The following is a 5,396-nucleotide window of genomic DNA, read 5'->3' as shown; positions in this document are numbered from 1 at the left end:
GGATGGGGGGGCGGGTTTTGGGGTGGGGCTTGGGGTGGGCGTAGGACGTGGGGACAGGGTGGGAGCCGTCGGACTGGAGGGGGCGGTAGGTGCGATCGCCGTCGGGGCCGAATTATCCCCCGTTAACACCACACTCCCAATCAACACCACCACCACCACACTGCTAATAATCCCCGTTAACATCCAATCCGATAGGGTTTCGTTGAGGGTGTCCGGGAGGAAACTGCGCACGGACTTGAGGAGGCGATCCCAGGTGCGTTGCAGTTGTCTAAAGGTGGGTAAAACAGCGTCGAGGCCCTTCGGCTCCGGCAGCGGTTCGGTGGGGGGATTTGCATCGGTGTCATTGTCAAAGCCGCCCCAATCCTCCGGCTCGGCTTCCGGTGATGCCGTAGGGGGCGCGGGTTCCGGTTCTGTCAGTTCAGAATCAGGCGCGATCGCAGCTTCTGGGCTATGGTCTGAATCGGGCGGATGGGGCTGAAAGACTGTGATGACTTGTTCTACACTACGAGTGAGATCTGCGAGGGGGAGCGATCGCAAAGTCTCATCCGATTCCGTCGTTTCCAATCGTCCCACCACTGTTTCAAGCTGGGCAATCAGCCCTTGCAGTTGGCGCAAAGCATCTTCCCTAGACAGATTCGATCCGGTTTGCTGGTCTTCTGACATCGCTGCTCCCCCCTCACATTCACAAGAAACGTGCTCTCTTTTCACGACCATATCACCTCTAGATTCCGTTTTTAGCCAAATTATGAAGCGTCGTAACTTTTTCCATCTCCTCATGGGCATGACCGGCCTAGGGTTCAGCGCCTGTGCTGAATCCACGTTCTCCGCCCACAGCACCGCCCAATCGATCCAACCGCCAAGCGTTGATCCTCAAACACCGCTGCTCCGCTTTGTCTCCGTGGCGGATACGGGTACGGGTGTTTCCAATCAATACGCCGTCGCCAATGCCATGGCCAACCATTACCGTGCCAACCCCTATCCCCTCGTGGTGCTCGCCGGTGACAACATTTACAACGACGGCGAAATCGAAAAAATCAATCAGGTCTTTGAAAAGCCCTATGCACCCTTGTTAAGCGCCGGGGTCACCTTCCGCGCCGTCTTGGGGAATCATGACATTCGTACCGCTAACGGTGATCCCCAAGTGGCGTATCCCGGTTTTAATATGGACGGCCGTTACTACACTTTCCGTCAGGGAGCGGTGCAGTTTTTCGCCTTGGATACCAACTCCGGCGCAGATTGGGCGAATCAAATGCCCTGGCTCGAACGGCAATTACAGGCTAGTGATGCTCCGTGGAAGGTGGTGTTTGGTCATCATCAGATCTATGGGTCGGGTCACTATGGCATGAACGAAGCCACTTGGGCCCAACAGGCGAAGGCCTTATTTAAAACCTATGGTGTGCAGCTTTACATCAACGGCCATGAACACCACTACGAACGGACGCGATCGCTCAATGGCACGACCTATATGATCACCGGGGCGGGGGCCGGCTTGCGACCCGTGGGACATTCCGCCTGGACAGCATATGCAGTATCCCGGTTGAGCTTTGCTTCCTATACGGTGTACCCGGATCAGATTTTGATTGAAGGGATTGGCACCGATGGCCAGGTGTTTGATCGGGGCGCGATCGCTCGCCTCGCTTAACCCTTTTCTCAGCAAGTTCTCAGAGTCCACCTCAGCCCATCTGATACCGTAAACAAAGGGTGTCTCGAACGCCCACACCACGCAATCAATCAACGATGTTAACTACCCTGAAACGCTACGTTGAATTTATTATGTTGGGGCTGATGGTGATGGTGTTAACCGTCGCCTGTGGTACTTCTCCCCACCTCGAAGCTGACGCAGCCGCCCCGTTAAAATTCGGCGTTGGCCCCTATTTCCCCACCCCCAACGAAACCCGCGACCAATTTAACCCCCTGTTTGAACAACTGGCGGCGGCGGTGGATCGTGAAGCGGATGTGACCGTGACGGAAGATTGGGTGGGGATTTCTGAAGCCCTGCGGGCGGGGACGCTGGATGTGGCGTGGCTAGGGCCTTGGGGCTATGTGTTGGCGAACCATGAAACGCCGGAGATTCAAGCGATCGCCACGGTGAAATATACTGAAAAACCCACCTATCATTCGGTGTTGATGGCCCGGGCTGATGCGCCCTTTGACAGCTTAGAAGAGGCGATCGCCCAAAGTCAGGCCGGGGAACCCTTAAAACTCAGTCTTGCCGATGTGGGGTCTACCTCCGGTTGGCTGATTCCCACCGCCGAATTTAACGCCCGCAACATCGACCCCAAACAGGTGTTTGACTACAGCGAAGGGGCATCCCACGCCGCCCAAGCGATCGCCGTCCTCAGCGGCCAAGTAGACATCGCCTCAGACTACGATCGCAACCTCGACGTGTTAGCCAGCACCGACCGGATCAACCGCGACGACCTCAAAATCATCTGGGAATCCGACCCGTTGCCCAATGACCCGATCGCCGTGCGGGGCGGCCTATCCCCAGCGATAATCGACGGTTTACAAGCGGCGCTCGTGGCGATCACCCCCACCGAAGCCAAGGCACTCCTGCCGGAAAACTACACCGGCTTTGTCAGTTCCGACGGCAAAAACTACATCCCGATTCAAGCTGCCGGTAAAGCGGTGGACATCTTGAAGTAATCGAGACCCCCCACCTCCTCCCATGGCGAAGACCCAAACTCCCCCCACAGCGGATCATCTCGATCAGATTCTGCGCCTGGAGCAGCGTCGCCGGGGGCGGCTATGGTGGGCGCGGCGGTGGGTGGCGGTGGGGGTGGCGATCGCCATCCTGATCGCCACTGTACGCACGACGGAAATTAATCTGTGGGAATTGGTGACAGGGTTGCCACGTTTGGGGTCGTGGGTAACGCGATCATGGCCGCCGGATCTGTCGGAGTTGCCCAATTTTATGGTGGCAATCTGGGAAACCTTGGCGATCGCCCTCCTCGGAACCGGGTGCGCCATGGTGCTTGCGTTCCCGCTCTCGCTCCTCATTGCCCGCAACTTAACCCCGGCAACGGCGATCGCGTTACCGTTGCGGGGTCTGCTGAACCTGTTGCGGGGGATTGATACGGCAATTTTCGCGCTGTTTTTTGTGGCGGTGGTGGGGTTGGGGCCCTTTGCCGGGATGTTGGGGGTGGCGTTCCATACCACGGGGTCAATGGCGAAACTCTACGCGGAGGTGCTCGAAACCTTGCCCCCGGAACCGATTGAAGCCATTGAAGTAACGGGGTGCGATCGCTTGCGTACCTTTAGCTTTGCCGTGTTGCCGGAAGCGTTGCCGGGGTTGGTGGGGATTAGCTTGTATCTCTGGGAATTCAATGTGCGATCGTCCGTCATCCTCGGCATTGTTGGGGCGGGGGGGATTGGCTATGAATTATTAGTCAGTTTGAAATTATTGGATTTTGGCCGCTTGGCGACGATTTTGGGCTTAATCCTGATCATGGTGAGCGCGATCGATTGGCTCAGTGCCCAACTCCGGCGGCGACTCTCTTAAGTCAACACAGCACAGAGCGATCGCCATCCTCCCTGTGCTGCCGTGATCCCGTCGATCGATGTCCTCACTGCCTTGGTTAGCCTGAGGGATTTCGGGTACATCCCACGGTTGCAGATTCATACGGCTCGGCAGGGAGCACCCTCATCCCCAGCCCTTCTCCCGCAGGAGAAGGGAGCCAAAAGCCCTCTCCTGAGGGAGAGGGTTGGGTGAGGGATTGCATAACTGGGATGCACCCGGGATTGCAGCTAAATCACGAAGGATTCAAGACTATAATTGAAATTCGAGAGTTTCCGGCAGCCATTGATCTTGAGTAGCCCACAGTTCCACCGTAATTTCAAACTGGGTATTGGGCAAAGATTTGACAACCAGCACCAAAACAATCGGATCAGTCAGTCCTTTGAGGTTCACCAGTTTGCCCCGTTCGAGATGTGCCGATGGGCGGGAGGCTAACGGGGTCAAGGTGCGCACGCTGGCAATGGGCATCGGGGTTGGGGTGAGGAGTTGGTTCACGGGCTGCCAGTCCGTCGGGATTTCACCGTCGAGCCAATCTCGCAATGAATAAATGCAGCGATGGGGAAGGGATTAGGGAACAGGCTCCACCCAACCGCCTAGCTGGGTTTGGGCGGGGGATTCGATGATGGCGATCGCGCCCTGTTCCGGGAGTTGCTCCAGCAGGACGTTAAAGTCTTGCAGGGCGGCGATCGCAACATCATCCCCCACTCTGGCAGACCCTCGATAAAACCCCAGCAGCGTCCCATAGCGAAACTCAGGATCAAACTGCACCACCACACAACCCACCTGATCCCCAGGGGGCAGGACAAAAACCACCTCACCCGCCAAGATCGGCACACAGGCCAACATCCCATAGTTGGGAATTAACAACTCGGCCACCGTGGTTAAGGCCTGGTGTTGCCATTGCCAGCCCGGACTCTGCTCCAGACGAGTCTCCACCCCCAAATCTTGCAGACAGGCATTGACCACAGCGATCGCTAGGGTATTGAGATACACCTGTTGACGTTTAGCCCCATGGGCGTAGGGGGCGGCAAAGCGGCGGGACTGGGTGTGGTGTTGGGGAGCAACTCGATATTTAAGCGGTGGGGTCAGGAGCGGCATCATCATTTCAGTACGACAGAAAAACTGTAGTGAGGGACAAATTCTTGGCGGGCAGCGTGAAAAAAACGACGTTTGAGTAAAAAAAACGACGTTTGAGTAAAAAGTTAACCCATTGCATGACTTCGTGTTCCGGGCGATAGGATTCAATGTTTTTGCAGAGATAGGTAAAGAGTTGTTGGGTGGCTTCGGCATAGATGTCTTCATAAAGATGAACGAATTGGCCCTGATAGGGGCGACTCAGTTGGCTGGACCCTTGGATGGTTCTGATCAGGTCGGCTAGCGATCGCCGCCGTTGCCGAGAGCCTGGCGGTGCGTTCTGAGCAGCGATCGCTAACTGCTTCAGATACGGATTCAGCACAGCATCTTCCATGAACTCCTCAAATAATCGGAAATTGCTAGAGGTTCCATCCTGTCCTCAACAAAAAGGCCGCTTTTTTTGCGAACGTCTCAAAATTTCACAGAAACTTTACCGTGCAGCCGCTGAGGGTGTCGCCTGGTTGACGGACAAAATTAGCCAGATCCCGGCAAGCCCTCACCTTAGCCCTCTGGGAGAGGGCTACTGCTTATACATAACGTTCAAATGTTGGCCTCGTCTGCGTTTGATTCCCCTAAATCCCCCTTAAAAAGGGGGACTTTTTTGCGTTCCCCCCTTTTTAAGGTAGGGCTGATTCGTTTTCCTGGGAGAAAAATAAAATTAGGACATTTGTACTGTTTTTTGAGGCATCTTCAGGAAACTACCGTTATTTTCCCTGCTCAAATCGCCAAATTGGCTAGAGCAGAT

General features: G+C 55.7%; 6 protein-coding genes and 1 pseudogene. 3 read left to right on the top strand and 4 right to left on the bottom strand.

Annotated features, from left to right (window positions below; genetic code table 11):
- Window positions 1-663: pseudogene (locus PN477_RS19970) on the bottom strand (hypothetical protein); the annotation flags it as partial.
- Window positions 664-745: 82 nt separating this feature from the next.
- On the opposite strand from PN477_RS19970, the gene PN477_RS19965 reads away from it, so the two are divergent.
- From PN477_RS19965 to phnE, 3 genes are all read left to right on the top strand, one after another.
- Window positions 746-1,642, top strand: coding sequence for a metallophosphoesterase family protein (locus PN477_RS19965; RefSeq protein ID WP_272119582.1), 897 nt, complete (start codon window positions 746-748; stop codon window positions 1,640-1,642).
- Between the two features lie 95 nt (window positions 1,643-1,737).
- Window positions 1,738-2,646, top strand: a complete 909-nt coding sequence (locus PN477_RS19960) for a phosphate/phosphite/phosphonate ABC transporter substrate-binding protein (RefSeq protein ID WP_272119580.1) — start codon at window positions 1,738-1,740, stop codon at window positions 2,644-2,646.
- A gap of 22 nt (window positions 2,647-2,668) precedes the next feature.
- The gene (gene phnE / locus PN477_RS19955; RefSeq protein ID WP_272119578.1) at window positions 2,669-3,502 is read left to right on the top strand and encodes a phosphonate ABC transporter, permease protein PhnE; all 834 of its coding nucleotides are present in this window, start codon (window positions 2,669-2,671) and stop codon (window positions 3,500-3,502) included.
- 267 nt (window positions 3,503-3,769) lie between these two features.
- On the opposite strand, the gene PN477_RS19950 is transcribed toward phnE, so the two are convergent.
- Genes PN477_RS19950 through PN477_RS19940 form a run of 3 tightly spaced genes read right to left on the bottom strand, consistent with a single transcriptional unit; the run spans window position 3,770 to window position 4,985 of the window.
- On the bottom strand, window positions 3,770-4,057 hold the full coding sequence (locus tag PN477_RS19950) for a hypothetical protein (RefSeq protein WP_272119576.1): 288 nt from the start codon (window positions 4,055-4,057) through the stop codon (window positions 3,770-3,772).
- 27 nt (window positions 4,058-4,084) lie between these two features.
- On the bottom strand, window positions 4,085-4,621 hold the full coding sequence (locus PN477_RS19945) for a DUF1822 family protein (protein ID WP_272119575.1): 537 nt from the start codon (window positions 4,619-4,621) through the stop codon (window positions 4,085-4,087).
- 1 nt (window position 4,622) lies between these two features.
- Window positions 4,623-4,985 carry a hypothetical protein gene (locus tag PN477_RS19940; protein ID WP_272119573.1) on the bottom strand — a complete coding sequence of 121 codons (363 nt, stop codon included), beginning with the start codon at window positions 4,983-4,985 and terminating at the stop codon, window positions 4,623-4,625.
- Window positions 4,986-5,396 lie beyond the last annotated feature (411 nt).

It is taken from the genome of Spirulina subsalsa CS-330, from assembly GCF_028330765.1.
Taxonomy (GTDB): Bacteria; Cyanobacteriota; Cyanobacteriia; order Cyanobacteriales; family Spirulinaceae; genus Spirulina; species Spirulina subsalsa_A.
The sequence above is the reverse complement of the archived record's forward strand: the minus strand, read 5'-3'. Positions and strand labels throughout refer to the sequence as shown.

Excerpts from the sequence above, each read along its gene's own strand:
- PN477_RS19965 (WP_272119582.1), top strand. The coding sequence starts at position 746 with ATGAAGCGTCGTAACTTTTTCCATCTCCTCATGGGCATGACCGGCCTA.
- PN477_RS19960 (WP_272119580.1), top strand. The coding sequence starts at position 1,738 with ATGTTAACTACCCTGAAACGCTACGTTGAATTTATTATGTTGGGGCTG.
- phnE (WP_272119578.1), top strand. The coding sequence starts at position 2,669 with ATGGCGAAGACCCAAACTCCCCCCACAGCGGATCATCTCGATCAGATT.
- PN477_RS19945 (WP_272119575.1), bottom strand. The coding sequence starts at position 4,621 with ATGATGATGCCGCTCCTGACCCCACCGCTTAAATATCGAGTTGCTCCC.
- PN477_RS19940 (WP_272119573.1), bottom strand. The coding sequence starts at position 4,985 with ATGGAAGATGCTGTGCTGAATCCGTATCTGAAGCAGTTAGCGATCGCT.